Genomic DNA, 24,911 nt, shown 5'->3' with positions numbered 1-24,911 from the left:
CCCGTCATGCCCATGCCGCCAGCGGTTTCCGCTGGGGCTTGTTGATCGCATCGATCCGGGTCACATACACCCGCCGCGCCACCGTCACGGCCGTCAGCGGGCTGATCTCGGCGGCGGCGTTGCGGCGTCCCCAGACCTCGACATCCCCCACTGGGCGGGTTTTCGCGCCCGCCACAGCCGCATTCAGGTCCGGGTCGTCGAGATGCCGGAAGGACTCCTGGGTGATCGCGTCGAGCAGCTGCCCGCACGCCGCCGCCATCTCCGGCAACGACAACACCACCAGGTCACCGCGCACCGGTTTCTCGGGGTCTTCCGAGCGTTTGATGCCCGCGGCTTCGAGGTCGAAGGCCAGCGACAGCGCCGGACCTTTGCCGTCGAGACCGAAGGCCACCGGATTCCACCGGTCCCGTAGCTCCACCAGCCGCTTGACGACCCAGTCGGTTCCCGGCCGTTGGTCGATGATCTCGGCGTGGCCGAGCTCGTCGGCGCGTACTGACCATGCGGCGATGGTCGACGAGCTGCGGTCGTAGGCCACCTCGACGGCGAACACGACGTCGGCACCGGCCTGCGAGTCCGGGTCGGTGAGCTTCGCGAACTGCTTGACGTCGATCGCGCCGCCACCTGCGATCTTGTGCGGCCACACGCCGAGGCGTTCGCGGGCGAAGTCGAGGGCGGTCATCGATCGGCGTTCGCGGGCGATGGTTTCTTCAGTGATACGCACCCCAAGCGCGGGATTCGTCGCCGCCCACAGCTCGCGGTCGTCGAGGTTGAGTCCGTCGAGGTGGTCGAGGTCGCCCGCCGCGCCCCAATCCCGAAAGCCCAGCGAGTCATCGCCGCCCGCTTCGGCGCGTTCCCGCAGCGCGTACAGGGTTTCGCCGGTGTCGCCCGTCAGCGGCGGCGACGAGGTGTAGATGATCTGCGGATTCGGCCGAGCCGACATCGTCGGCATCAACGCCGCATGCTGATCCGGCGTGTACGCGAACGCCTCGTCGATAAAGTTCACGTCACCGCTAAACCCGCGGCCGGAACCCTTGCTGCGGGCGATGAACTTGACCCGCTGCCCCGTATCCAGCCGCTCGAACGACTCCTCACCGTTGGTGTTCGAGACCTTGACCAGCACCCCGCCGACGTCGATCAGGTTGTCGTTGACCGACTCTCCCAGGTTCTTCAACAGGTCCCGGAAACGGCGGAAGCCCTCCATCGCGGTCTTGTACTCGTGCGCCGACCACATGATCAACCGCTCACCGAGCAGGAACAGACCGGCCAGGGCGCGAGCCTCCAGAAGACTGCCCTTACCGTTCTGCCGAGCCACGATCTCCGCGTACTCGAAACACGCCCACCGGCCGTCCTCCCGAACAGCCAGCATCAAGTCCAACGCCTGCTGCTGCCAGAAATCCAGGACCAGACCCGCACGCCGGGCCAGCTCGATCGCCTCCTGACCCAGGCTGTAGGAGTACGGCGGCGCGACCTCAAGCCGAGGGCGACGCGCGCCGTGCAGCGATCCGGGCGGTGAGATCAGCAATGCCCGCCCCCTTCGCGTCAGCGGCCGGTTTCTGCTTGCCGCGGCTCGTGGTCTGGCGAAGTTCGGCGACGATCTGCTTGAGCGCGGTGGCCTGCTGGCGTGCCTCGGACAGCGCGCGGTCGACGATCACTGTGACCTCGGGCCCGTCCTCGCTCGCTTCGAACCGCAGCCAGTCCTCGCCGCGCAACTGGGCGTCGAGCTTGTCCAGCCGGTCAGCGATCCGGCACGCCTCCAGCAGCAGCACCGCCTGCATCGGCGCAAGCTGCCCGCCCTCGGTCATCGCCGCCCACAACCGCTGCCCCGACGGGCCGAGCGTCACGCCTTCGGGCTCGGCGTTACGCGTCACGGTCGGAGTCACCGCCGCACACCGCCCAGGAATGCAAAGCCCGTGGTCACCAGCCTTGTGACGGCGATAGCGACGCTGCCTCTCCGCAGCCGACTCAGCCATCACCCCTCCAAGAATTCGCGCGGGGGGAGAAAGGGAGACGAAGGCAGCGGGGTCACCTACCCCCAGCTCACACGCACCACCCCCGCCCCCTACCCACCCCGGCCACCCACCGGCGCCCGACGGTCATCGCTGCTGATGATCGAAGCGTGAATCGCAATCGACTGCGTGAGTGATCGCTGACCAGTGATCGAGGCATCGAGCACGTCGGTGGCGTTGGGCTGACCGCTGGCCTGGGTGGCGTGCCACCTGGTGAGCACATCGACAGTTCGCTCTGGCCATCACAGGTAGGTGTGTGTAGTGGTGATGTACTGCGAGCTGTCGTGCTCAGGACTGTGCGCCGACCGCCATGCCGGGCAGGGGCGGTGCGAGTGTGGCTACCAGCGCCGCGAGGTTCTGCGACGTCGAACCAGCGGCCTATTGCCAAGACTGGAGTTGCACCTCAGGTGCGCAGGCACAGCGTTGGCCGGATCCAGCACATCGCCACCCTTGGATCGCGGTACCCGGTGGTGCACCGTGAAGCTCCCCGGATCCGGAAACTTCAACCTGATGTCGATGCCATGCCCGCAGATCCAGCACACCGCGCCCGGCTTCCGCAAACTCGCAACAAGCTTCCGCCAACGGTGACCGCTCATACCCGACGGAGCCACTGCAATCCTCTCGCCAAGAGGACTCCTAACAGCCCGCGCTCGTCCTCCGATAGACAGTCGGACGGCCCGCCGGAACGCGTGGCCAATCGCGACCTTCCGGCCACCGAGTCGCGCGGTCCGATCTTCCAAACGCCCCCGCACTGGATCGAGTGACACTACGATCACCTAGCGTGTCTGTTCTTCAGTTCGTCGCGAACCTCGCCAACTCGTTGGCGTGGCCGCTAGCCACCGTTGTGGGGCTATTTCTGTTCAGGAAGCCGATCGGAAGTCTCGTTTCAGGAACCGTGGGCGGTCGGCGGTTGCAGCGGCTCAAGCTTGGCCCGGCCGAAGCGGAGTGGGAGAAGCTCGACCAAGCCCAGCATGAGGCTGCCAGCAGCACCGACGGTGAGCGTAAACCGGGCGCTGACAGCCAAGTCACGGATCCCCAGCTGCAGGAAGTTCTGGAGTTTGCGTCGAAAGCCCCCGAGGCAGCGGTCATCAAGACGTCGAAGAATCTCGAACACGAGCTATCGGAGCTCCTGAGAGAGAAGGGAATTCAACCACGTGGCGGGTGGTCGTGGACCATGGCCAAGGCAATCCAGACGGCTCAGTCGGAAGAGCTAATTGGTTTTCAACTTGCCAGCACACTTCATAATCTGCGTCATCTCCGCAATGAAGTGGTACACGGTACAGGGGAAGTAACTCCCGCACGTGCCGCGCTGTACGTCCTGACAGCTTCAGACGCTATCGATCAGCTCAAGACCATTCCCCTCTCTTAGCCTGCAAAAGCCAAGGCTCATGCGATGCGGTTGCGGGTCTTGCCCTGCGCGAAGTTCTCAGACGCGAGCCCGATCCGAGACGGTGGTCGGGGTGGGCTTCATTCAAGACCACGCCTGAACGCTCAGTTTTCACCTTGCACTGCTTCCTTACGTGCAAGGCGTGCCTGTCGCAGCTCCTCTAGCTTTGCGGGAGCTTCATACACTTCGTTGAGGACAACCGCCATCAGGCCAAGGATTTCGCTGGCCTCTTCCTCTGTGACGGGGACAACGAAATCGCCGTGGGCCATGTCGTTTCCGAAGTATCGAATCTCGTGGGCTTGCTCGCGCACGAAGCGCCCGATCTTCTCGTTCACGTGTAGAGTGTCGATCTTGTCCTGCAAGTTGCCCTTTGTAGCACCGCAGTCCTTCGCGGTGGCTTCCAGAACGGATCGCGCCATTAGGATGGCGGCCCGATTGGCGCCGATGCTGTGGCATTCGTGCGCCTCGGATGCGGCTTCCGCGATGTGAGCGGGCACATAGGGATAGTAGCGTCCTAACGCCTGCTGTGGTTGCCAACTTGTTTCGGCTCCAGGCTCGTCGAATCTGCGTCTGGCCTCGACTACGCTTGATACCGCCCACGTGACGGTCCCGGTGCTCACAGCGAGGCATTCATCGCACTGGAAAGACGCTGACCATAAGTAGCCGTCGCGTGATGTGCAGATCGGATCACCGCGCATCGTGTGGTGGGCTTTGGTACCACATCGCCAACAGATTCGTGCCGCCATGATGCAAGTTTAGCCATGCTGGCTGGCGGAAAAGGACTGCAAGTAGACACACTCCTACCCGCTGAAGGCCGGTCTAAGAAGCACGAGGCCCCCGCGATCGGTGTGATCGTCGGGGGCCTCGAACCGGCGTCTCAACCTGCTTTTGGGTAGGGAGTACCGCCTCAAAGCGGCACACTACACCTGACCTGGGACAACGATCAAGCAGCCGTCAGCGTGCCGTGTCTGGTTTTTCGTCGGTCGAGATACGCGACGATCTCGGCAAGGTCATAACCATCGTGGTAGCGCCGGATGTGGCCACGGTGCACCCAGTTGCGCAACGCCGAGCCGGTCACCGCGTGGCCGCTGTAGCGCAACGCCAACAACGCCAGCTGCGCGGGAACGCGGTTCACGGCATGTCCTCGCGAGCGGCAATCTCCCAGAACTGCTGGTCGGTGTGAACCTGCTTGACGCGTTCGAGGTCCTTCTCCGTGGTGGTCAGCACGTCTTCGGCTTGACGCATGACCTCCCGAGCTTCCTTGTAGACCCGCCGAGTACGCCATGCGAGATACACCGAAACACACAGCAGAACAACCGATCCGACGAACAAAGCGATCGTCATCGCTTCAACGCTCATGCCGCTCCCCTGTCGGCGAAGGCTGCGCCCAGCCGCAGCAGCTCAAGACCATCGAACGTGGCCCCGCACACTCCGCATCGCACCCCCAGCACCTCGGCGTTACCCCTCGGCCACAGCGGTCCCCCGCAGTCCAGGCAAGGAGCCAACGGCTGCGTGGAGTTCCCAGCAAGACCCACCACCTGGCGGTGAAGGCCGCGCAGGTCCGCGGCGAGGTCGTCCACCCAGGGCTGTCGGGTGCACCAGTCGATGCGGCCCAGCAGATAGCGCACCTCACCGGCGATGGTGGGTGTCCGCGACGGTTCCGGCGGTTCACCGAGTCTGCGGCGCTCGTCGGCGACCCATTTGGCGATACCGGCCAGCGTGCCGAGGATCGACCACACATCGCCGTCGATGTCGTCGGGGCCGACAGCATGCGGCACCGAACGCGGGTCGAGGGCGGCGATCACGTCGAGCCGGGCCGGTGGCCGAGAACCGTAACCGGGTGAGCAGCGACCGGTGTTGCCACCGCGTGACGGTCGTGGGTTGAGGGCTGCGGTGTACTCCTCGATCTCGCACAGCCACCGGCGCATCAGCTCGGCGCACTGCGGGCAGGTGTAGCGCCCGAGCTCGGCGGCACGCTGGCAGCGGCCGATCGTGCACGGCTGGGTGTCGGTGGCGTTCACGCGGGGACCTCCTGTCGGGTGTCGGCTGGGGTGAGGCCGAGCGCGTCGAGGACCTGGGCGAGGTCTGTGGCGTCGCGGGCGCGTCCGGCAACGTAGAGGGTGGCGCGGCGGCGTTCGCTGGGGGTGTTGGCTTTGACGACGCCTGCGGCCAGACGGCGTTTGTCGAGCTGCGGCGGAATGGTGGTCACGCGGGCACCTCCAGGGCGAGCGGTTCGACAATGAGCACCAGGCCGACGCGCTCGCCAAGCACGATCTCGGGCATCTGCTTGGTCATCAGCTCAGGTACGTCGTCGGCGACGATCTCGGCGTCGACGAGGCCGTCGGCGCATGCCTTGAGCGTGGGCACGAGGTTGTCGGCGTCGCGGCGGCGTCGGTTGGTGACGGTCCACACCAGACTGACCGTGCAACGTCCGAGCGGGGGAATGCGCTCGGCGCGGGCGAGGGTCGCCGTGGTGTGCCGGACAGCGCGGGTCAGCTTGGCTTTCCGGGCCCAGTGCTGGCGCTGGTTCGCGGTCAACGGCGGCCGGAGGTACGGCAGCACGAGCCGGTACGTGGTCGGCGCAGTCATCGTGGCCTTTCGGGTCTCGCGCGTGCGCGCGTTTCGGGCTCGTCCGGTCAGCGGGGAAGCCGGATCAGAACGGCGGTTCGTCGCTGAAACCGTTGGAGTTGGACGGCGGGGCGCTGCCCCATGGGTCAGGCGAGTTCGCCGACGCAGGGGCGTCTTGGCGGTCGATGCGCAGTGTTTTGGCCATGTGGCGTTTGAGGTTCGGGCCGATCGCGTACAGGGTGAGTTCGAGGCTCTGGCCTTTGCTGCCGTCCTGGCGTTCGTAGTCGCGCACGGACAGCTCGCCGGTGACCACGACCTCGTCGCCTTTGGCCAGGGACTCGCTGATGTTCTCGGCGAACTGTTCCCACGCTTGGGCGCGGACGAACATGGTTCCGGCGTCTTCCCATTCCCCGGCGTCGGTGCGTTTGCGCTTGGTGAACACCAGCGGCACCGTCACCACCGCCTTGCCGGACGGGGTCCAGCGCAGTTCCGGTTCAGCCCACAACCGGGCAACCTCGCCGTTGATCTTGGGAAGGGACATGGTCAGTGGGCTCCGTTCTTGGAGGCGGCCACGCGGGAGTCGTGGACGTTGGACAGGGGCACGAATTCGCCTTCGCGGTGGCCGCGGCGGATGACGCGGGCGCAGGGGCGGCCGGGGGCGGCCTGGCAGTGTGGGCAGGCGACGGCGAGCGCCGGGGCGGCGGCTTTGGGCTTGTGCTGCCAGCCGAACCGGTCGGCGATCGCCTCGAAGAACCGGTGCGCGCGCTCGGGGTCGGCGGTCGCGTCGCCACCGGATTCGAGTTCGGCGCGCTTGGCCGCACCGAGTTCAGCCAGCCGGGCACGCTCGGCGGACTCACGCGCGGCGTGGATGCGCTTGGTGACCACCGCCGGGCCGATCCAGCTGCCATCGAACGCGAAGTGCTCCTTCACGGCTTCGAGCGCTTCGGTGTAGGTCCACCCTGCGCGGGCTGCGGAGTCCATCCAGGCCATGACATCGGCCTCGCCGCGCTGGCGGCCGTCGTAGGCCGTGGCGACCTTGAGCACGCCGACGATCTCGTTCTGTGTGAGGCTCATGCCACACCGCCGGGCAGTGCGCGGAGGTGGGGCTCGGCGTCGGGCACCAGGAACGCGTCGAGGGCGTCGATCCGGTCGGCTTTCGTCGTGGACCGTGGGGTGTTTTCCCGTTCGGCTTGCATGCGCAGCTTGTCGTACTGCTTGCGGAACTTCGGGATGCTGTGGATGTTCGCCGACCAGAAGCGGTGAGCGGTGGCCCAGTCGATCAGTCTGAGCGCCTGGTGCAGGTCGCGCTTGTCGTTGTCGAGCAGGCGTCGCGCGTCGTCGCGCCACTGCTTCGTGATCGACGCTCGGACGCCGTTCGCCGTGAGCCGGTCAAGCATGTGCGAGCAGAGCTGTTCGACGTCGAGGCGAGACTGCGGGGCCAGCTCGGCGCTGTTGCGGCCCTTATAGGAATCTCCGTTAGGAGATTCCTTCTTGGAACTGGAAGTGGAATAGGGACGCTGTGACTCGTCAGGGACTCCGGATGTGACTCCTGCGTGAGTCACGTGTGTGTCACGCCGTGACATTCCCCCTTGTGAGCTGCGGGTTTTCTGCTGACGAAGTCGCCAGGCTTCCCGTTTCGCTTCCACATAGGCGCGGCTGGCCTGTTTCGGCCAGTCGGCGAACTGGAAGCCACCGCGAGCACGACGCCATACCTTGCGTTCCACCAGTTCTGCCGATGCCTGCTCGTGGTTGGCCGTGAACAACGGCAGCGCGGCGGTCGGCACGTGCCCATCGGTGAGATGGCAGGCGGACCACGACGCGGCGCGCGCATACAGGGCCACGGCGGCATCGGAAGCGCCGAGGAATTCGGGCATGGAGTGGAACTCGTCGGGGAGCGGGAAGAAGGTCATGGGTCACGCTCCAAAGTTCGGCGCGAGTCCGAGGCGTTCCCGGATTCGGCCCGTCGTGTAGGTGGTCATGCGGCAGTGGGCGGCGATCTCGGCGTCGGTCCAGCCGAGCGCATGCAGCTCGGCGACCAGGCGCTCACGAGCCGTGGTGTCGAGGATTTCGGCGGGTTGCTTGCCGAGCAGGCACGACCGGTAGGTGTCGCGGCCCGTCAGCGGCCGTAGGTCGGGTTTCATGTGGTGCCGTCCAGGGAGGTCGCGACTCCTCCGGCGATCCACTGGGCGACGTTGACGGCAACCGAGTTGCCTGCCTGCATGGTCTGCTCGCCTTTGTTGCCGTGCACGATGTAGTCGTGCGGGAACCGCTGCGCGCACAGCTGTTCTCGGGGCTGCACCATCCGGTAGTGGCAGTCCTCCAATGCCGGGGCGGCGGCGAGTAGCCCGGCGGAATCCCGTGTGCCGAGCGTGTGCAGCGGCTCCTCGACGGTTTTGGTGGCGGCGTTGCGGTAGGGGATGACCAACCAGTGATGCCGTCCCTCGGCGGTGACGGTGGCCACCGGCTGTGACACCGGGCGGGCGGTGCCGTTGCGGCGCAGGGTCACGATGAACGAGTCGTCGGCCTGCGGCGGGGTGACCAGCGCCTCGAAACCCTTGGGGTTGGCCATGCGCGTGCGCATGGGCTCGGTGGTGGTTGTGGCCGTGCTGTTCCAGGTGCCGCCAGTGGGAACCAGCAGCGCGTCACCGATTTTCACCGTGCGCTCGTGTCCACTGTGGTTGACAGTCAGCACCATGCGTTGCTCGCCGAGCATTGTCAGTCCGGCCTCGATGCGGCGCACCGTGTTCGCGACGAGCGGCCTCGTGCGGTCGCCGATGCGCTGGCCGGGATCCGACCAGTCGATAATGGACGCAGCGGGCCGCACGTACGGCTCGACCAGCGCGTGACGGCAACGGCTGTTCGGGCAACGGTAGTCGTACTGCTGCCGGTATTTCCCGACACGCCTCCCGTTGCGCCACGCCTGCCTGGCGCGCACGTCCTCGCCGCACTCGGCGCACCATGCCAGCGGGAGGGGCCGCAGATCAGGTTTCCTGATCCCGCGGCGGGTGAAGACGACGTAGATACGGTCCCGCCACTGCGGGGCGTAGTCGTTGCCGTCCCCGCCGATGTGGGCCGCCGAGACGGACACCACCTGCGACTCGTAACCCAGCAGCTCGATGGCGTGGCGCCACCAGTCGAACAACTCCCAGTCGGTGGCGAACTCGACGACGTTTTCGCAGATGATCGCCTTGTATCGATGGACCTCGGTCGCACGGATCACGTCATACGCGGTGGCGCGAGTGCGTTCCCACCCAGCCTTGTCGACACTCCCGTACTCCAGCAACGCCAGCTGCCCCTTGGTACGGCGCCGACCGCCGGCGGGCGAGATCTCCGTGCAGATCGGCGACGCCCACAACACATCGGTGGGCGGCAGACGCCGCATGTCGTAGTTGTTGATATCCGCACACAAATGCTCGGCGTCACGGTGATTCGCGGCGTGAGTTTCGATGGCACGCGCCCAATGGTTCGCGGCCAGCCGCAGCTCATACCCCGCAGCGACCAACCCGGTCGACGAACCACCCGCACCGCAAAACAGGTCAGTGAACGTGATCACGCCACGCCTCCCAAAGGCAAGGTCGGCGTCATCCCGCCGATGTCATCCAGCACCACCAGACCGCGATCGTGAATGCGCACCGGGGTATCGATCGGCACCTGCCACGAGCGCAGCAGCCACCCGTGCTGGTAGCCGACGGCGCGGTGTAACTCGATCCACCCGTGACAGCCGGTAGTACCGCTGCCGCACAGCAGCAGCAGGTTCGACGGCAGGTTGGTGGCTGGGTCGGTGCTGCCGCTCATCTGCCGGGGCCGCCGGTGATGCAGGTTCGCGCCGCGGTGAGTGCCGCAGCGCTCGCACACCGGCCAGCCGCCACGATCCGCACGCTGCGCAACGATTTCGCGAGTGCGGGCACTCGGGGCTTTGCTCATGCCGACACCTCGATTCGCGTCGGCGGCACGAACATCCGCGTGCTGCGTTCCGGCCGGTCGAAAAGCCCGTCCATGCCACGCGGTTCGGGCTTCGGCCGGGGTTCTCCCCCGCCGTTGCCGGGTGCGCGGTACTCGATGCAGGTGTACCGCTGGGCGATCGAGTAGCGGCCGTGCTCGTCACGTGGGCCGTCGAGGAATTCGGCCGGGGTGCGGCCGAGCTGGGCAACAAGGATGATCGGGCAGCCGGTGGCGCTGATGCCGTTGCGGAACGGGGCATCACGCAGGCAGATCTCGCACCAGACCGCCATCCAGCCGTAGCCCTCAGTGCCGTTGGAGAACGGGGAACCCTCGCGGGAACGGCGCCGCACCTCGTCGTAGTCGATGGTCACCGGCCCACCCCGGTCTCCACGCCATACATCAGCCGCACGGATGCGCCGACGGACTGCCAGGCGCGCAACTCGGCCTCGACCGCCTTGGCGGTGCGCTCGGCGTACTTGTAGGTGATCTCGGCGGTTTCGGCGGCTTCGCGCTCGGTTTGGGTGGCCAGCTCGGCGGCGTACTTCCGCTCGTGCGCGGGGCCCTCGTGGTCCATGTAGGCGCGGGCCACCGCGGCGTCGTACTCCCGGCGTGCCCGTCGAGCCTCGCACTCGGCGTCGGTGGTGACCGTGACGCCCTTGTGGATGCGTTCGGCGCAGGTGCGGATGTTCTGCTCGATCTGCACCGGGTTCAGCGGCGCGTCCGGAGTTGTCATGCCGCACCGCCTTTCGGCCGCGCGATCCACACGCGGTTGCGGGAGCCGCGGCGTTCACGTCGCCTGCTGCGGTACTCCCCAGCGGGCACGATGATGCCGGTATCGGGGTGTGCGGCGACACCGATCACCGACGGCAGCACGTTGCGCCCGGCCCCGTCCTGCGGCCCTGCCAGTCGCCGCACGTCGTCGGCGGTGAACTCACCACCGGCGCGCACGAGCGCGGCAAGCGCGGCCTCGCACCGCTGCCGGTAGTCCCCCCGCTGGGGCGCGGTGGCCGCCGCAAGCGCGGCGGCCTGCCCCTCATGCCGGTCGACGTAGCCGAGCGCGAGCTGTCCGGCGCTCACGACTGCTGCCCTCCGTTGCCGCGGCGCATGGTTCGCTTCGGGCGGATGTGCGCGAGGTAGTCGCGCAGCGTCTTCTCGTCAGCCTCAGTGATGTCGCGGCCCTGGCTCCATTGGCCGAAGTCGTCGGCCAATGGCTGGTAGCTGTCGTCGGTGATCCAGCCGCGTTTCTCGGCCTGGGCCCAGATCTCGGTCTTGACCTTCACCAGCGGGTCAACGGCGCGGGTGATGGTGTGCTGATCCGGGTCGGTTTCGCCGGTGGGGATGTTGAACGCCTGGATATAGGCGGTGCGCTGCGCAACGCTCATGGCCTTGGCCACCGCCTTGTCACCCGCGTCGGATGCTTCACCGGGCACGACGACCGGGGGTTCGAGCGAATCGCCCTCCGGGCCACGGAAGTGGTAGGCCACCGTCACGGTGACCTCCCGCTCGCGCTTGCCCTTGGAGGTGGTGATGTCCCGCGAGTCCAGCGACCGCAACTCGGGGGTGACCACCAGGCCGTGAGAGCGCAGCGCGGGGCCGACTCGGTTCAGGACGCGGTCGATGCCGCGGAAGGCGAAGTTGTGGAAGTCGTTGTGGTCGCCCTTCTCGATCGAGCGCACGTCTTCCATGACCGCAGTGATGGCTTCCTGGATGTTCACGCGGCATCACCGACCGGCGGCATCACCGGGGCGCCGAGCAGCTTGTCGAGCTTGCGCGACTGCACGTTGGCCACGTAGTTGGCCTGCGCCGCGAGGTAACTGGCGAACGCCTCGCCATCGGCCTGCACCGGAATCAGCTGGTAGTCGTCGGGCTGGATGTGCAGGATGAACACGCGGTCGACCGGGATCATCGGCTGCTCGTCGCCGCCTGCGTCGAGGTAGACCTCGGCGTACCGGTAGGCGGTGCACTGCAACGCATGCTCGCCGAACACGCCGTTGCTGGTCTTGTAGTCCACCAGCGCCCGACCGAGCGTCGGAATATCCTGGATGGAGTCCAGGGTTCCGGCGTAGCCGTGCGTGCGGTTGGCGACGGTGAGTTCTTCGTGGACGGTGGTCGGGTTGAAATCCTCGATGTAGGCGGCGTAGCCGCGCACGTACGGTTCGAGGTGTTCGGGCACCTCGACCTCGTCGCCCTTGATGTAGCGCTCGGCCAACGCATGCACGTCGGTGCCGCGCACCGCGGCCTCGTTGCGGCGCTGGTTCGGCAACTCCTTGAGGAAGTGGATCGCCGGGCCGTTGCCACCCGCGTCGATCATCCGCTTGAGATCCCAGATGTTCTCCACCGCATGCGTCGCAACCAACCGGGCTGCCCACCGCTTCAAGGCGTCGTCTTTCGGGATGCCCTTCAACGCGGTCGTGACCCCGATCGCCCACCGGCCGTCGATCTTGTAGCGGTGATAGTTCGGGTAGTCCACCCGCACAATCCCGCGCACTATGCGCTCACGAGGTGACATCGTGGTCATTCCTGATTGCCTTTCGATGCAAGGAAATTTGCGCTGAGGAAGTCGTGAATCGGATCGGGCGTGACGCACAGCGGGCACGGCATGAGAGCGGCGGCCCGCCCATCGAGCGGCTGTACCTCCAGGGCCGGGTAGCCCTCACACAGCGGGCACACCTCCGGCTGCGCAAAGCCCACGACCAACACCGTCACGCGGTCACCGCCGAGGCGTCATCGACAGCCCGCACGGTGACGCAGGGCCACGGGATCGGCTCCTCGTACGTGTCGACGCCGCACGCGGTGCAGTCGCCGTCCTCGTCCGGGCGGTGCAGCTCCCGCACAGCGGACACTTCCGCGCGCAACCGTTCGACCTCGGCCACAAGCCAATCGATGTCAGCGCGGCTGTGAGCGATGAACTCGGCATCGGGGTGGCGGATGCCCTTGATGTCGGCCCGGTAGACCCGCTCGTCGTCGCGGCTGGTTGCCTGCGGAGCGACCTGGTACACGGCCATGTCGCGGGCGGGCTTCATCCACAGGTCGAGGGGGAACGCCAGCCGTTCGTCGTGGCGCGGCTCCCCGTAGGCGTCGTGCAGGTAGTTGTCGATGACGTCGGCCCGGTCCTCGTCGGGCACATCACAGAGCCCGTCGACCAGGGCGCGGTCGTTGCTGGTGCGCTCGACGTGCACGTGGCCCATGACCGTGCATCGGCCGTAGCCGGGCCGCCAGTTGGCTAGGTAGGGGTCTCCTGCGTCGGTGTTTCCCGCCCAGTGCCAGGGGCCTGCCGACGCAGCTTTGGCGCGAGCCTTGATCTCGTCCAGTCGGTCGCTCACGCCGCACCGCCGCCCGCGAGAACCGTGGACTTGTACTCGTCTTCGGCGTATTCGCGCCACAGGGCCCGCAGCGCGGTCTCGTCACGCCAGATCCGGACCTGCAAGGTGACCTGGTCGCCGCGTCCCTCGAAGCTGAACAGCAGATCATCACCGTGGAGTTCACGCAGACCGTCAAGGATCTTGCGCACGGCGGTCGAAGTGTCGCCCGTGATCATGGCGACGGTCACCGGCAGCTCGATCAACGTCTTGTAGAGCTGGTGATCCCGGTACCGGAAGTACTCGGCGTCGGCGAACCGCTTCTTCAACTCGGCCAGCGGCGCGTTCTCACCCGCTCCCACGAGGCGGTCGAAGGTGGCGAGCAGGTCGTTGCTGACGGTTTCCGTGGTCGTCATGGGGTCACCTCGGCGAGATCGGAGGACACCGCAGGCGCGGCGGGGACCGGCGGGAGCAAGCACGGCCGTAGCCGGAGATCGACGTGGATCACGTGCCGGTCGGCATCGACATGGCGTGCTGGATGGGCGCAGACGGCGCACGGGGCACCCAGCAGCGGCAACATCACAAGAACAACGCGCGGCATCACTCGGTCACCGCCTCGGGGCCTTCGGCCGTCCAGTCCTCGACGCGCAGCAACAGCGCGGCATGCTGGATGCAGAACACGTCGTTGCCGTGATCCCGCAAATGCCACGCCCCGTCGCGAGTACAGGGACGCAGACGGCCGCCGTCGCAGCCGCGACCAGGCAGCGCCAACCACGCCCGGCTGTCCTGCTCCAACAGCGCCACATCGCTGGTCAACATGCTGTTCAGCACGGCTGCCATGTCCATCGACCATTCGGTCCGCTCACAAGGGTTTTCAGCTGGTGGGATAGGCTCGTTAGTAGCCATGAGAGCTCTGTCCTCTCTGGTCAGCGGGTCGTTGCCGGTTCTTGGCGGAAGGGCGGCGACCCGCGTTTTTGTTGGGTCAGGCGGACTTTCGTGCGCGTCGCGCCGCAGCGGATCGCATGGCCAGACGCGCGAAGTACGCCTTCCGGGCGTGCTCGGCGCGGTAGGCGCGCTCCTGCATCGGCAGCACCCCGCCGGGGTCGACTTCGCGTTCGCAGCGGTCGAGGAACCGCTGCCGGGCGGCCGACGTACGGGCGGCGCGGTCTTCGGTCTGCGACCACGACACGTGTGCCCCGATGCGGGCCCGCAGGGCACGCTGCTCGGGGGTCATGCCGCAGTTCCGCGGGCGGAGCTGGTGACGCGCTGGGGGCTGGTCTTCCCCGGTTCGTGGTCCTGCCGACGGGGCGGGTGCGTAGGCGCGTTGGGCGGCTGCACGGGCGGCTCGGACGGATCGCCCTGCGGCGTACGCCGCCCGGCCTCGATCTCGTCCACGGGCAGGTCGAGGACCCGGCTCAGGCGGTAGATCACGCGTTTCGAGGGCGCGTCGGCGCCACAGAGGATGTTCTCGACGTACCCCTGCGACGTTCCGACACGGCGCGCGAGCTCGGTGTTGGTGAGGTCAAGCTCGTCGCGGCGGTCTCGGAGCCGGGTTGCGTTGACAGGTGGCATGGTCAAGAGATTTCCAGACTCTTACAGAAAAGTCAAAGCTAGTCCGCTAGCAGGATGCATGATGCTGGATTTATCTGTACTTTCCTGGACATGCGAGTGCTAACGAGGCTCGGAAAACCCCTAGGTAGGGGCATCAATTCCTGTAAATCTCTGGGATACTCTGGCCGCATGGAGGGCCGACGGAAGACGCTCGGGAGACGCATCAAGCGTGCGCGCTTGGGTGCGGGCTACCGCAGTCAGAAGTCGTTCGCCGAGGCAATCGGGGTCAGCGAGAACAGCGTGGCGCGAGCCGAGATTGGCGACGAACGCGTCGGCCAGAGCGTGTTCCTGGCGATCGAGGGCGGGCTCGGCTGGACCGAAAGTGCCATCTCCGTATTTCTGGACACGGGCGACGAAGCCACACTCGACCGGCAAATCGATGGCCAGGCCAGCCAGGCCGCAGCGTCGGCCCCGGCCGACGACGAGCGCGCCGAGCTCGAACGGCTGCGTCAACAGGTGGCGCTGTACCAGATGCGCGACCGCATCAACGAGGAACTGGCGCGGCTGGACCGCGGCGAGGTCACCGACGAGTCCCAGCGAGAACAGTTGGTGACCGAGGTCGAAGCGCTGCTCGCCCAACTCGGCGAGGCCGGACACGAGCCAGGAGAAAAGCGCGCATTCGGGTGACGCGGCGCTAATGGGCAGTTACTGACTGTTCAAAATGGACATCGAGTTTTACGATCAAGCGTTCCTACTAGATCGTTCAACCAGGATGATCGATGATCACACCGTCCCACTGGCGCATGACCCTGGAACGGCTTCGGGGGCGCATCGACGCACAGTTAGCCCACATCGCGGCGAACGACGACGCCGAGCGCAGCCAGGTTGAGAAAACAATGATCCGGGGGAAACGCCACCTCGCCCTGCTCAAGGGTGGCCTGCTCGCTGCGGCCGGAATCCTCGCTGCCGCGTCGTGGGCGCTCCGACGCCCGAGAGTGACCGCATGGTCGGCGACCGCAGGCGCGGCGGTCACCGTGGCCGTGGCGATCGTGCTCGTGGTCGTTCCGCCCACACGCGACCGGCCGCACCATAGTGACGCCGCACCCTCGCCGGTCACACTCACGCCGCCGCCGGTCATCGTCACGCCGCTTCCGGCCGCCATTACCCCGCCAGCCGCACCGACACCCACCTGGACAGTCGCGTTCGCAGGGCAACCCGAACCGGCGCCTCCGGCGACGCGCACAGCTGGACCGCCCGACCACACGCGCCCCAGCGCGTCGACACCGACGCCCGGCCAGCCATCCCCAGAACCCGACCCCGAATCCCTTCCCCCTGGCGGCGAATCCCCCGCGGCGGAGGTGCCCCCGCGCGAGGAAACCGACGAGATCGGGCCGAATGAACCACCACGGGGCAACGGGCATCGGCCAATAACGTGTCTGAGGGTGCTGCCCACTCCCACGATCGCCCCAGGTGCCTGCCTCGTGAAGGTCGGCAAGCTGGTCGGGGCGCTCCTCTAGACGCGGTCGCCGAGCGCGAGCTTGCGGTGCGCGTTGCGGGCCCGCTCGTCGGCCAGCGAGGCACCGTAGCGGCGCAGCATCTGCGGCGAGCGCCAGCCCATCAGCCGCATCAGGTCGGATTCGTTGCCCCCAGCGGCCAGCCATTCATGCGCGGCGGTGTGCCGGAACTGGTGGGCGTGCAGGTTGTCGATCGGCGGCGTCAGCGCGCGGCCCCGCCGACGCAGCATGAGCTTGATGCCGTTGTCACCCAACGGTCCACGGTTCTTCTCCCCCAGCCAAAGCTGCGGAGCCTTGGCAAACTTCTCCTTGGCGCGCACCCGCACATAGCGGGAGAGCGCCAGCGATGTGTTGGATCCAATGGGCAGCATCCTCGGCCGGGATCCCTTACCCATCACCATGACCTGGTCCTGGTCGAGGTCCAGGTCCTCCACGGTGATCTTGGCGACCTCGGAGAGCCGACCACCTGTGTCGATGAGCAGGCGAATGATCGCAGTGTCGCGGCGGGAGATGAGGTCCTTGCCATCGCACTGCTTCAGCAGATCCTTGATCGTTTCCAGCGGCACCACCGGCACCGGGGTTTCGGGCACGTGCGGCGGTTTCATTCGCTGCATCGGCGAGGACTCCAGCTCGTCCTCGTCGACCAGGAAGTTGAAGAACTGTTGCAGAGCCCGGTACCTGCCGTTGGCCGTGGCTGGTTTACGGGTCTCCAGCAGCTCGGTGATCCAGTCGCCGACGTCGCGGCGGGTGACCTCGGCAACCGCGTGCAGCCGGTCGTGGGACTCCAGCCAGTCGACGAACCGCCGCGCTGACGAGGTGTAGATCTCGATGGTGTTCGCCGACTTGTTCTCGCGCTTCAAAGCCTTGCTGAAGTCACGGATCAGCCCGTCCCATTGCTCCCGCATGGGAGCTAAGTTATCGTGTCGCGGTGCGCTGTGCAACGAAGTCGATGACCAACACAAAGGCTGTTTGTGCTGGTCAGCCCTTCTCTGGTGGGCGCAGTAGGGTTCGAACCTACGACCCCTTGCTTGTAAGGCAAGTGCTCTTCCGCTGAGCTATGCGCCCTGTTGGTGGCCGAGCCGTTCCGCCGATCGGATCACCTCGGCCACCCTACCGGGGTTTCGCGGCGTCCTCGGTACGTGGTCGGCCACCACCGCCTTGGGCGGTGCGTCACGCCGTCAGATCGGCCAGCGCCTTCTTCCAGACGTTCTGGTCGCGGGCTTCGCCCGGCTGGTTCACCTCGGCGAAGCGGACCTTGCCCTCGGTGTCGATCAGGAACGTGCCCCGGTTGGCCATCCCGGCCTTCTCGTTGAACACGCCGTACGCCTTGGCCACCTCGCCGTGCGGCCAGAAGTCCGACAGCAGCGGGAAGGTGTAGCCCTGCTGGTCCGCCCACGCCTTGAGCGCGAAGGGGGAGTCGACCGACACGCCGACCACCTGGACCTTGTCGTTCTGGAACTCTCCGATGTCATCCCGGACCTGGCAGAGCTCGCCCTGGCAGGTCCCGCTGAACGCGAACGGGTAGAAGACCAGCAGCACGTTCTTCTCGCCCCGGAAGTCGGCCAGCGAGACCTTCTGCTTGTTGTAGTCCGACAACGTGAAGTCCGGCGCCTGTGCACCGACCTCAACCGCCATGAGCACACCCTTCTGTTCGACATGACCTTGTCATCGCCGAACCTACACCGACCACACCACCGTGGGCACCGATGCGGAAACCGGTGCCCACGGGGTGGACCATGCACACAGCGACTTGCGACCGGCCGATCAGCGCCGGGCCTTGGCCCGGCGGTAGGCCAACCTGGTACCCATCCAGCCTTCACCGAGGCTGACGTTGGCCGTCTGGGCCAGGTTCGCCGTCGATGCCGCCTCCGCGATGTCAGCCGGTTCGACGTAGCCGTCCCGGCCGGTCTTCGGGGTCAGCACCCAGATGACCCCGTCATCGGACAGTGGCGTCATGGCATCGAGAAGCGTGTCCGTCAGGTCGCCATCATCTTCGCGCCACCACAGCAGCACGACATCGACCACTTCGTCGGCATCTTCGTCGAGCAGATCGCTCCCGCAACGCTCCTCGATCGCGGCCCGGACGTCGTCATCGACGTCCTCATCCCAGCCGAGTTCCTGGACAACCATCTCCGGCTCGATGTCGAGCCTCTCGGCGACGTCGGCTTCGCCTTTACCGGCGTCTCCCGCGGCGACCACGGTTTGCTCACTCCTCCAATGCACCGGTGCGACGACCGTTCGGCGCCGCACACCTTCCAGATCTGGCCGATAGCGAACACTGCGAACCGCCACCGGCGCAACTGCTAACGGCACGACACGCCGTAGCAACGCGTTGAGACTCGACTGTAGACCGGGTAGCACCGCGCCAACAGCCTGATGCGCGCTGGTCCTGCCGCCGGTGTACGCATCGGCAGGCGAGATGGGGGACCATGAGAGTGTCGGACATCACTTCGACACCCTGCCACATCCACGACGTAGTCGAGGAGTTCCCTTGTCCCCGCTCAACAACGACGCCGACGCCGCGCCCACTCAGCGGGTGCGGGTCATCCGGGATGGTCTCGCCTCCCACCTGCCGGACATCGATCCGCAGGAGACCGAGGAGTGGCTGCAGTCCTTCGACTCGGTGCTGTCGGCGAACGGGCAGCAGCGCGCCCGCTACCTGATGCTGCGGTTGCTCCAGCGCGCCCGCGAAAGCGGCGTCGGTGTTCCGTCACTGACCAGCACGGACTACGTCAACACCATCCCCACCGAGCAGGAGCCGTGGTTCCCCGGCGACGAGGAGACCGAACGCCGGTACCGCGCCTGGATGCGGTGGAACGCCGCGATGATGGTGCACCGCGCGCAGCGCCCCGGCATCGGCGTGGGCGGCCACATCTCGTCATTCGCGTCCTCGGCCAGCCTCTACGAGGTCGGCTTCAACTGGTTCTTCCGCGGCAAGGACAACCCCGGCGGCGGTGATCACCTCTACATCCAAGGCCACGCCTCCCCCGGCATCTACGCCCGCGCGTTCCTGGAAGGCCGCCTGTCCGCCGACCAGCTCGACGGGTTCCGCCAGGAGTACTCGCACGCCGGGCCCGGCGGCGGTCTGCCGTCCTACCCGCACCCCCGGCTGATGCCGGAGTTCTGGGAGTTCCCCACCGTGTCCATGGGGTTGGGGCCGATGAACGCGATCTTCCAGGCCCGGTTCGACCGCTACCTGCACGATCGCGGCATCAAGGACACCAGCCAACAGCGCGTCTGGGCGTTCCTCGGCGACGGCGAGATGAACGAGCCCGAGTCGCGCGGCCTGCTGCACGTCGCGGCCAACGAGGGTCTGGACAACCTCACGTTCGTGATCAACTGCAACCTGCAGCAGCTGGACGGCCCGGTCCGCGGCAACGGCAAGATCATCCAGGAGTTGGAGGCGTTCTTCCGGGGCGCTGGCTGGAACGTCATCAAGGTGATCTGGGGCCGCGAATGGGACGCCTTGCTGCACGCCGACCGCGACGGCGCGCTGGTGAACCTGATGAACACCACCCCGGACGGTGACTACCAGACCTACAAGGCCAACGACGGGGCCTTCGTCCGGGAGCACTTCTTCGGCCGCGACCCGCGCACCAAGGAGATGGTCAAGCACCTCACCGACGACCAGATCTGGGGCCTGCGCCGCGGTGGTCACGACTACCGCAAGCTCTACGCGGCGTACAAGGCGGCCACCGAGCACCACGGCCAGCCGACCGTCATCCTGGCCAAGACGATCAAGGGTTACGGGCTCGGGCCGCACTTCGAGGGCCGCAACGCCACCCACCAGATGAAGAAGCTGACCCTGGACGACCTGAAGCTGTTCCGGGACAGCCTGCGGATCCCGATCAGCGACCAGGACCTCGACCCCTACCTGCCGCCGTACTACCACCCGGGCCAGGACTCGGCGGAGATCCAATACCTGCAGGAACGGCGTCGGCAGTTGGGCGGCTACCTGCCGGAGCGCCGGGTGAAGGCCAAGCCGCTGGTGCTGCCCGGCGACAAGGTCTACGAGGTGATCCGACGCGGCTCCGGCAGGCAGGAGGTCGCCACCACGATGGCCTTCGTCCGGCTGCTCAAGGACCTCGCCAAGGATCGCGAGATCGGGCCGCGGATCGTGCCGATCATCCCGGACGAGGCCCGCACCTTCGGCATGGACTCGATGTTCCCGTCGCAGAAGATCTACAACCCGCTCGGCCAGCTCTACACGCCGGTGGACTACCAGCTGATGCTGGCCTACCGGGAGAGCGAGCAGGGCCAGATCCTGCACGAGGGCATCAACGAGGCCGGATCGACCTCGTCGTTCACCGCGGCCGGTACCAGCTACGCCACGCACGGCGAGCCGATGATCCCAGTCTACATCTTCTACTCGATGTTCGGCTTCCAGCGCACCGGCGACAGCTTCTGGGCCGCCGCCGACCAGATGGCCCGCGGCTTCGTGCTCGGCGCGACCGCCGGGCGGACCACGCTGACCGGTGAGGGCCTGCAGCACGCCGACGGCCACTCGCAGCTGATCGCCGCGACGAACCCGGCGGTGATCGCCTACGACCCGGCGTGGGCGTTCGAAGTGGCGCACATCGTCAAGGACGGGCTGCGGCGGATGTACGGCGAGGACGCCGAGAACGTCTTCTACTACCTGACCGTCTACAACGAGCCCTACCAGCAACCAGCCGAGCCGGAAGACCTGGACATCGCCGGGCTGCTGCGCGGCCTGTACCGCTACCAGGCCGCGCCCGGTGGCGCGGGGCCGCGTGCCCAGCTCCTCGCGTCTGGCGTGATCATGCCGCTGGCCCTGCGGGCGCAGCAGCTGCTGGCCGACGAGTGGGGCGTGCAGGCCGACGTGTGGTCGGCCACGTCCTGGTCGCAGCTGCGACGCGAAGCCGAAGCCGCCGACCGGCACAACCTGCTGCACCCGGAGGCCGAGCCGCAGGTGCCGTACGTGACGCGGGCCTTGTCGCAGGCCGCCGGGCCGGTGGTAGCGGTCAGCGACTGGATGCGCGCGGTACCGGACCTGATCCGGCCGTGGGTCCCCGGCGACATGGTCAGCCTCGGTGCCGACGGATTCGGGTTCTCCGACACCAGGCCCGCCGCGCGACGGGTGTTCCTGGTGGACGCGGAGTCCACAGTGGTCGCGACGTTGGCCGCGCTAGCGCGCGCCGGGGAGGTGGACAAGGCCACGGTCGTCGAGGCGACCCGCCGGTACCGCTTGGACGACGTCCGGGCCGCTGGTCCGCAGACCTCAGACCCCGGCGTCGCCTGACACCGCTCGCGAGCGCACCAGAGACTGAGTGAAGGGCACCTTTAACCGGGTAAGCCGGTCAAAGGTGCCCTTCACTCCTCCCCGAACGGGTCAGGTCGCGGCGGATTCGCGGGTTCGTTGGATTTTGGCGGTGCGGTTCCAGCTCCACCAGCCGTGGATGACCAGCGCGGCGAAGATCACGTAGATCGCCGCGCTGAAGTAGAGGCCGGAGGCGATCTGCAGCGGGACGCCGACCGCGTCGACGGCCAGCCAGACCAGCCAGAACTCGACGAGACCGCGCCCCTGCGCCCAGAACGCGACCAGGGTGCCGATGAAGATCCAGGCGTCCGGCCACGGCGCCCACGAGGCGTCCAGCGCGGTGAGCAGCAGTGCGAACGCGGCCGTGCCGACGAGCAGCAGGGCGATCAGCGCCAGCCGTTCCACGCCGCGGGCCTTGCGCACCGCGACGCCGTAAACCGGGTCGCTGCGGCGGTTCCAGGCCCACCAGCCGTAGATGGAGATCAGCAGGATCACCACCTGCCGGATGGCCAGGCCGCCCAGGTGGGCGGAGGCGTAGACGGCGAACAGCAGCACCGTCGCGGACACCTGCACCGGCCAGGTCGCCAACGTTCGGCGTTGCGCGAGGAAGACCACGGCGAGCGCGCACAACTGCCCGACCAGTTCCGCCCAGGAGATCTGTTGCCCCAGCACGGTGATCCCGTTGCCGAGCACCCATTCCGCGACAGCCCGCACGCCCGCTCCTCCCACCGGCCACGAACGCACCGGGGTACGCGAGCAGCTCGAGCCGACGACCGTCGGCGCGGCACGCCGACGACCGGCTTGCGGCCGCCCGTGCGCTGCCTCCCATCCGGACTTTCACCGTCGGTCCCGGAATTTCACCGGATCGGCCGACGTCTGCCACCTGGCGACGCCGGTTCGCGGACTTTCACCGCCGGTTCGGATTTGCACCGAGCCCCGGAGCGCACGACTTCTGTTCGACCTGGTCAACATCGTGCGTCCGCGGATCTGTTCCGACACCGACACGTGGGATGGATCACAGCCTCGATCGGGTCATGCCGATCGACCTGGTGACCTGGCCGGGCCGCTGACTTCGGCCCGGATGGCCGATCGAACACCCGTGCCCCTGTCGGTAGACTCTGATCGACTGCTGATCGACAACCGAGGAGGGACGCCGGTGAACGACATGGACCGCGCCATCCTCGCCTTCGAGCAGGAGCACTGGCACTACCAGGGCAACAAGGAACGGATCATCCAGGAACGGTTCGGGTTCTCCCCCACCCGCTACTACCAGCGGCTGAACCGGTTGCTGGACGAACCGGAGGCGCTGCGGCAGCAGCCGACCCTGGTCAAACGCCTCCAGCGCCGCCGCGACCAACGGGCCCAGCACCGCGCCGCACGGGAGAGCTGAACCCGACGAATCCCGCCCGACCCGGCAGGCCGGACGGGATTCGGCACCGCCGCTACTGCTGGGAGCGCTCGGCCTGCTGCTCGGGGGTGAGCTGGCGGGCTTGCTGGATGCGGACCAGTTCGGCCAGCAGCGGCGCGGCCTGATCTGGTGGCAGGGCTTGGAAAGCCGCCTTGATCGCTGCCCCGTCGAGCCCCTGCGCCGGAACGGCCGAACTCTGCTGGTTCGCCACCAGCCCGTTGACCAGGTCGACGAGCATCGCGACGATCGTGCGCGGACCGACCTCGGTCTGCCAGCCCTGGATCTCGCCCTGCGGCCCGCGCGGGCCGAGCAGTTCGTGCTCCAGACGCCGCAGAATCGCGTCCTGTTCCGGGGTCATGTCGTCCTCCTGCTCCTTTTTTCCGAGTTCGGCGCGGAACTGGTCCATGTCCACGTGACCGGGGTCGATCTTGCCGGTGACGCTCGTCTCCTTGTGACCGCGTGCGGCGTCCATCGGGCGGCCCAGGTGGTTGAGCACCGCCGTGGTGGCCCGCAGCGCCGCGCTGTACTGCTCCGGGCTCGGCCCCTGGTCCACGCCCTGGTAGTCCCATTCGAAACCGACGTAGAGGGTGTTGCCGTCGCCCTCCGGGTTCGGGCCCGATGCCTTCGCCTTCCCGGCGTGGTTGGCCCGCCCGGCGGCGATCAGGTGCAAGACGCCGTCGAATCCGATCACCGCGTGGCACAGCGGACCGGCCAGGTCGGGGCGGCCGTCGATGCACAGCTGCACGCTGGGCGCGGGGTTCTCATAAGACGCAGGCGTCGCGGTGTGGTGTTCGAGCACGCCGACGGGTGCCGGTTGCGATCCCGACGTCGCGGTCCGATCCCGCCAACCATCGGTTTCGACCACCGTCAACCCGGCTGCGCGCAACACGTCGGCGAGCCAGACGAGGGGCAAGGCCACTGCTGATCACTCTCCCGGCTTGATCCGTTCCCTCATAGTGTCGTGCCAAGGCGTGGGCGACCACGGCCAAGTGCGTGAAAAAGTCGGGACCCACCCACCGGGTGAGCCCCGATCGTCGTTGCTGGCGACACGTGGTCACGCGTGGCCTTCCACCCGGACGTCTTCGGCCTGGGCCTTGCTGGGCTTCGCGCCGTTCGAGGCCGCATCCGGCGAACCGCCGGTGAACTGCGCCTCGGCGTTGTCCAGCCACCGGCTCCAGCGCTGCTGCATCGGCTGGATCAGACCGCCGCCAACTCCGACGACGATCACGCCCGCCACCGCGGCCAGTGCCGCGATCAGCACCGGCGTCGTGACGGTGAGGGCGATGCCGATCTGGTTCAGCGCGGCGATCACGCCGAGCGCGACGATGAACCCGAAGGTGATCTTGGCCAGCGCCGAGCCGATCGCCCGGTTGCCCAGCGCGCCGCGCACCAGGTCGGCGACCGCCCGACCGATCGCCGCGGCGATCAGCACCAGCACGATGGCCACCACGATCCGCGGCAGGAACAGCAGCACGACGTCGATGAGGTCCTTGATCGCATTCGGCCCGAAAACGCCCAGCGCGAGCTGGACGAAAATGAGCAGGATGAAGTAGTGGACCAGTTTCACCAACACGCTGGCCACGTCGATGTTCGATTTCGACGTGAGTTCGCCGAGCCCGGATCTGGCCAGCAGCCGGTTGAATCCGAGCCGGGCGAACACGATCTGGATCCCCTTGGCGACCGCCTTCGCGATCAGCCAGCCGACCAGCGCGATGATGATGAATACGACCAGTTTCGGGACGAAGGTCGCGACCGCGACCCATGCCTGCGCCAATCCCTGCTGGAGAGTTCCCACTATTTTCCCCTCGACGAAACAGCTGCGAATTCGCGTGTGCCGGAGATCGTTTCCTGCGGCCGCGACGAGCAGCAACCGCGACAGGCAGCCCGAAAGAGCGTTTCAATTAATTCGATGAGATGACATTCGTCGATTCCCGAACCGCTGCGCGTCCGCCCGGTCG

The 24,911-nt window shown here is 67.1% G+C and carries 36 protein-coding genes, 1 tRNA gene and 1 riboswitch; of the genes, 4 read left to right on the top strand and 33 right to left on the bottom strand.

From position 1 onward, the window contains the following. Positions 1-4 precede the first annotated feature (4 nt). The 3 genes from MOQ72_RS29115 to MOQ72_RS29105 form a co-directional block, all read right to left on the bottom strand. Complete coding sequence (locus MOQ72_RS29115) at positions 5-1,522, bottom strand: terminase large subunit domain-containing protein (RefSeq protein WP_242188928.1); 1,518 nt, start codon at positions 1,520-1,522, stop codon at positions 5-7. Next, complete coding sequence (locus tag MOQ72_RS29110) at positions 1,470-1,880, bottom strand: hypothetical protein (RefSeq protein WP_242188927.1); 411 nt, start codon at positions 1,878-1,880, stop codon at positions 1,470-1,472. Before MOQ72_RS29110 ends, MOQ72_RS29115 begins: the two co-directional genes overlap by 53 nt. Positions 1,881-2,344: 464 nt before the next feature. Continuing rightward, entirely contained in the window at positions 2,345-2,602 is a 258-nt protein-coding gene (locus MOQ72_RS29105; RefSeq protein ID WP_242188926.1) for an HNH endonuclease, read from the bottom strand. 185 nt (positions 2,603-2,787) lie between these two features. Here MOQ72_RS29105 and MOQ72_RS29100 point away from each other — a divergent pair, with 185 nt between their 5' ends. Continuing rightward, a complete protein-coding gene (locus MOQ72_RS29100) occupies positions 2,788-3,375 on the top strand; it encodes a DUF4145 domain-containing protein (protein ID WP_242188925.1) in 588 nt (195 codons plus the stop codon). A 122-nt stretch (positions 3,376-3,497) separates the two neighbouring features. On the opposite strand, the gene MOQ72_RS29095 is transcribed toward MOQ72_RS29100, so the two are convergent. From MOQ72_RS29095 to MOQ72_RS28985, 23 genes are all read right to left on the bottom strand, one after another. Beyond that, complete coding sequence (locus MOQ72_RS29095) at positions 3,498-3,890, bottom strand: DUF4145 domain-containing protein (RefSeq protein ID WP_242188924.1); 393 nt, start codon at positions 3,888-3,890, stop codon at positions 3,498-3,500. Between the two features lie 446 nt (positions 3,891-4,336). Then, positions 4,337-4,528 (bottom strand): hypothetical protein, encoded by a 192-nt coding sequence (locus tag MOQ72_RS29090; protein WP_242188923.1) that lies wholly within the window; start codon positions 4,526-4,528, stop codon positions 4,337-4,339. After that, positions 4,525-4,752 (bottom strand): hypothetical protein, encoded by a 228-nt coding sequence (locus MOQ72_RS29085; protein WP_242188922.1) that lies wholly within the window; start codon positions 4,750-4,752, stop codon positions 4,525-4,527. The genes MOQ72_RS29090 and MOQ72_RS29085 overlap by 4 nt, the downstream gene beginning before the upstream one ends. After that, entirely contained in the window at positions 4,749-5,414 is a 666-nt protein-coding gene (locus MOQ72_RS29080; protein ID WP_242188921.1) for a hypothetical protein, read from the bottom strand. The genes MOQ72_RS29085 and MOQ72_RS29080 overlap by 4 nt, the downstream gene beginning before the upstream one ends. Next, a complete protein-coding gene (locus MOQ72_RS29075; protein WP_242188920.1) occupies positions 5,411-5,602 on the bottom strand; it encodes a hypothetical protein in 192 nt (63 codons plus the stop codon). Before MOQ72_RS29075 ends, MOQ72_RS29080 begins: the two co-directional genes overlap by 4 nt. Further along, positions 5,599-5,982, bottom strand: a complete 384-nt coding sequence (locus MOQ72_RS29070; protein ID WP_242188919.1) for a RusA family crossover junction endodeoxyribonuclease — start codon at positions 5,980-5,982, stop codon at positions 5,599-5,601. Before MOQ72_RS29070 ends, MOQ72_RS29075 begins: the two co-directional genes overlap by 4 nt. 64 nt (positions 5,983-6,046) lie before the next feature. Next, a complete protein-coding gene (gene ssb / locus MOQ72_RS29065; RefSeq protein WP_242188918.1) occupies positions 6,047-6,502 on the bottom strand; it encodes a single-stranded DNA-binding protein in 456 nt (151 codons plus the stop codon). Between the two features lie 2 nt (positions 6,503-6,504). After that, positions 6,505-7,035, bottom strand: a complete 531-nt coding sequence (locus tag MOQ72_RS29060; protein WP_242188917.1) for a zinc finger domain-containing protein — start codon at positions 7,033-7,035, stop codon at positions 6,505-6,507. Further along, positions 7,032-7,871: a phage replication protein O gene (locus tag MOQ72_RS29055; protein WP_242188916.1), complete on the bottom strand. Its 840-nt coding sequence runs from the start codon at positions 7,869-7,871 to the stop codon at positions 7,032-7,034. The genes MOQ72_RS29060 and MOQ72_RS29055 overlap by 4 nt, the downstream gene beginning before the upstream one ends. A 3-nt stretch (positions 7,872-7,874) precedes the next feature. Beyond that, positions 7,875-8,102 (bottom strand): hypothetical protein, encoded by a 228-nt coding sequence (locus MOQ72_RS29050; RefSeq protein WP_242188915.1) that lies wholly within the window; start codon positions 8,100-8,102, stop codon positions 7,875-7,877. Further along, complete coding sequence (locus tag MOQ72_RS45315; RefSeq protein ID WP_242188914.1) at positions 8,099-9,514, bottom strand: DNA cytosine methyltransferase; 1,416 nt, start codon at positions 9,512-9,514, stop codon at positions 8,099-8,101. Before MOQ72_RS45315 ends, MOQ72_RS29050 begins: the two co-directional genes overlap by 4 nt. Then, positions 9,511-9,885, bottom strand: a complete 375-nt coding sequence (locus MOQ72_RS29040) for an HNH endonuclease signature motif containing protein (RefSeq protein ID WP_242188913.1) — start codon at positions 9,883-9,885, stop codon at positions 9,511-9,513. The genes MOQ72_RS45315 and MOQ72_RS29040 overlap by 4 nt, the downstream gene beginning before the upstream one ends. Beyond that, positions 9,882-10,274 (bottom strand): hypothetical protein, encoded by a 393-nt coding sequence (locus MOQ72_RS29035; protein ID WP_242188912.1) that lies wholly within the window; start codon positions 10,272-10,274, stop codon positions 9,882-9,884. Before MOQ72_RS29035 ends, MOQ72_RS29040 begins: the two co-directional genes overlap by 4 nt. Further along, a complete protein-coding gene (locus tag MOQ72_RS29030; protein WP_242188911.1) occupies positions 10,271-10,636 on the bottom strand; it encodes a hypothetical protein in 366 nt (121 codons plus the stop codon). Before MOQ72_RS29030 ends, MOQ72_RS29035 begins: the two co-directional genes overlap by 4 nt. Beyond that, positions 10,633-10,980, bottom strand: coding sequence for a hypothetical protein (locus MOQ72_RS29025; RefSeq protein WP_242188910.1), 348 nt, complete (start codon positions 10,978-10,980; stop codon positions 10,633-10,635). Before MOQ72_RS29025 ends, MOQ72_RS29030 begins: the two co-directional genes overlap by 4 nt. After that, on the bottom strand, positions 10,977-11,618 hold the full coding sequence (locus MOQ72_RS29020; protein WP_242188909.1) for an ERF family protein: 642 nt from the start codon (positions 11,616-11,618) through the stop codon (positions 10,977-10,979). The genes MOQ72_RS29025 and MOQ72_RS29020 overlap by 4 nt, the downstream gene beginning before the upstream one ends. Continuing rightward, complete coding sequence (locus tag MOQ72_RS29015) at positions 11,615-12,412, bottom strand: hypothetical protein (RefSeq protein WP_242188908.1); 798 nt, start codon at positions 12,410-12,412, stop codon at positions 11,615-11,617. The genes MOQ72_RS29020 and MOQ72_RS29015 overlap by 4 nt, the downstream gene beginning before the upstream one ends. A 5-nt stretch (positions 12,413-12,417) precedes the next feature. Next, complete coding sequence (locus tag MOQ72_RS29010; RefSeq protein WP_242188907.1) at positions 12,418-12,609, bottom strand: hypothetical protein; 192 nt, start codon at positions 12,607-12,609, stop codon at positions 12,418-12,420. Then, positions 12,606-13,226 (bottom strand): hypothetical protein, encoded by a 621-nt coding sequence (locus MOQ72_RS29005; RefSeq protein WP_242188906.1) that lies wholly within the window; start codon positions 13,224-13,226, stop codon positions 12,606-12,608. The genes MOQ72_RS29010 and MOQ72_RS29005 overlap by 4 nt, the downstream gene beginning before the upstream one ends. After that, positions 13,223-13,618 (bottom strand): hypothetical protein, encoded by a 396-nt coding sequence (locus MOQ72_RS29000; protein ID WP_242188905.1) that lies wholly within the window; start codon positions 13,616-13,618, stop codon positions 13,223-13,225. Before MOQ72_RS29000 ends, MOQ72_RS29005 begins: the two co-directional genes overlap by 4 nt. A gap of 184 nt (positions 13,619-13,802) precedes the next feature. Beyond that, positions 13,803-14,042, bottom strand: coding sequence for a hypothetical protein (locus tag MOQ72_RS28995; RefSeq protein WP_242188904.1), 240 nt, complete (start codon positions 14,040-14,042; stop codon positions 13,803-13,805). 142 nt (positions 14,043-14,184) lie between these two features. Continuing rightward, entirely contained in the window at positions 14,185-14,436 is a 252-nt protein-coding gene (locus MOQ72_RS28990) for a hypothetical protein (RefSeq protein ID WP_242188903.1), read from the bottom strand. Beyond that, positions 14,433-14,774, bottom strand: coding sequence for a helix-turn-helix domain-containing protein (locus tag MOQ72_RS28985; RefSeq protein ID WP_242188902.1), 342 nt, complete (start codon positions 14,772-14,774; stop codon positions 14,433-14,435). Before MOQ72_RS28985 ends, MOQ72_RS28990 begins: the two co-directional genes overlap by 4 nt. Positions 14,775-14,942: 168 nt before the next feature. Between MOQ72_RS28985 and MOQ72_RS28980 the strand changes: the two genes are divergently transcribed. Beyond that, positions 14,943-15,440 (top strand): helix-turn-helix domain-containing protein, encoded by a 498-nt coding sequence (locus MOQ72_RS28980; RefSeq protein WP_242188901.1) that lies wholly within the window; start codon positions 14,943-14,945, stop codon positions 15,438-15,440. An 826-nt stretch (positions 15,441-16,266) separates the two neighbouring features. Here MOQ72_RS28980 and MOQ72_RS28975 read toward each other — a convergent pair. The 4 genes from MOQ72_RS28975 to MOQ72_RS28960 all read right to left on the bottom strand — a co-directional run bounded on the left by MOQ72_RS28975 (position 16,267) and on the right by MOQ72_RS28960 (position 18,466). After that, a complete protein-coding gene (locus MOQ72_RS28975; protein WP_242188900.1) occupies positions 16,267-17,172 on the bottom strand; it encodes a tyrosine-type recombinase/integrase in 906 nt (301 codons plus the stop codon). A gap of 85 nt (positions 17,173-17,257) precedes the next feature. Beyond that, positions 17,258-17,332 (bottom strand) — tRNA-Val (locus MOQ72_RS28970). Between the two features lie 105 nt (positions 17,333-17,437). Beyond that, positions 17,438-17,902 carry a peroxiredoxin gene (locus MOQ72_RS28965; RefSeq protein WP_242188899.1) on the bottom strand — a complete coding sequence of 155 codons (465 nt, stop codon included), beginning with the start codon at positions 17,900-17,902 and terminating at the stop codon, positions 17,438-17,440. A 129-nt stretch (positions 17,903-18,031) separates the two neighbouring features. Beyond that, positions 18,032-18,466: a DUF3052 domain-containing protein gene (locus tag MOQ72_RS28960; RefSeq protein ID WP_242188898.1), complete on the bottom strand. Its 435-nt coding sequence runs from the start codon at positions 18,464-18,466 to the stop codon at positions 18,032-18,034. A gap of 292 nt (positions 18,467-18,758) precedes the next feature. On the opposite strand from MOQ72_RS28960, the gene aceE reads away from it, so the two are divergent. Beyond that, positions 18,759-21,527, top strand: coding sequence for a pyruvate dehydrogenase (acetyl-transferring), homodimeric type (gene aceE / locus MOQ72_RS28955; RefSeq protein WP_242188897.1), 2,769 nt, complete (start codon positions 18,759-18,761; stop codon positions 21,525-21,527). 90 nt (positions 21,528-21,617) lie between these two features. On the opposite strand, the gene pnuC is transcribed toward aceE, so the two are convergent. Continuing rightward, entirely contained in the window at positions 21,618-22,259 is a 642-nt protein-coding gene (gene pnuC / locus MOQ72_RS28950; protein WP_242188896.1) for a nicotinamide riboside transporter PnuC, read from the bottom strand. Between the two features lie 99 nt (positions 22,260-22,358). Then, positions 22,359-22,492, bottom strand: a riboswitch (FMN riboswitch). 218 nt (positions 22,493-22,710) lie between these two features. Here pnuC and MOQ72_RS28945 point away from each other — a divergent pair. Beyond that, a complete protein-coding gene (locus MOQ72_RS28945) occupies positions 22,711-22,935 on the top strand; it encodes a DUF3263 domain-containing protein (protein WP_242188987.1) in 225 nt (74 codons plus the stop codon). A gap of 52 nt (positions 22,936-22,987) precedes the next feature. Here the strand turns inward: MOQ72_RS28945 and MOQ72_RS28940 are convergent, their stop codons facing one another. Then, positions 22,988-23,872, bottom strand: coding sequence for a peptidoglycan recognition protein family protein (locus tag MOQ72_RS28940; RefSeq protein WP_242188895.1), 885 nt, complete (start codon positions 23,870-23,872; stop codon positions 22,988-22,990). Positions 23,873-24,007: 135 nt separating this feature from the next. Further along, positions 24,008-24,748: a mechanosensitive ion channel family protein gene (locus MOQ72_RS28935; RefSeq protein WP_242188894.1), complete on the bottom strand. Its 741-nt coding sequence runs from the start codon at positions 24,746-24,748 to the stop codon at positions 24,008-24,010. Positions 24,749-24,911 lie beyond the last annotated feature (163 nt).

It is taken from the genome of Saccharopolyspora soli, from assembly GCF_022678645.1.
Classification (GTDB): domain Bacteria; phylum Actinomycetota; class Actinomycetes; order Mycobacteriales; family Pseudonocardiaceae; genus Saccharopolyspora; species Saccharopolyspora soli.
The sequence above is the reverse complement of the archived record's forward strand: the minus strand, read 5'-3'. Positions and strand labels throughout refer to the sequence as shown.